1 protein-coding gene is annotated in these 468 nt (G+C 44.7%); it reads right to left on the minus strand.

Annotated elements, in window-relative coordinates:
* On the minus strand, nt 1-468 hold a 468-nt coding region (locus P0D80_RS51175), incomplete at both ends, for a hypothetical protein (protein ID WP_408296614.1).

The following is a 468-nucleotide window of genomic DNA, read 5'->3' on the forward strand; positions in this document are numbered from 1 at the left end:
GTCAATGGATGTATTCCGTCACACTTATTCATTAAGTCAATGGCGGTATCCCAAGTAATCAGATCGAAGACTTTGTCGGAACGGCGCAGCAAACACCATTCGGTCTTTGCGTCATTGTCGAACATCTGGAACGAGACCAAATCCCTGCCATCATCCAGACGAACCGTGTCGCCGGACTTGGTATGCATACCGGTCGGGGACTGCAAATCTACTAAATTTCTCGATATAGCGTCATTAACTTCACCTATTGCTTCACTTGGAGACAAGAGATTCTGTACTCTTATTTGCCCTGCGAGAATCATTCTGAATTGGAAAATGGTCAATCCCTCCACTACATTAAATCTCTTTTTGTCAAGATAAAACGATAGATAGTTTTTCCCCATAGCGCTCTCTGCCTCGATTTGCAGCGTCTTACCGTCGATGCGTACAGATACCGATTTTAGTGCCTTATTGCCTTCCATTTGAGCG

Source organism: Paraburkholderia sp. RL17-373-BIF-A, assembly GCF_046030175.1.
Classification (GTDB): Bacteria; Pseudomonadota; Gammaproteobacteria; order Burkholderiales; family Burkholderiaceae; genus Paraburkholderia.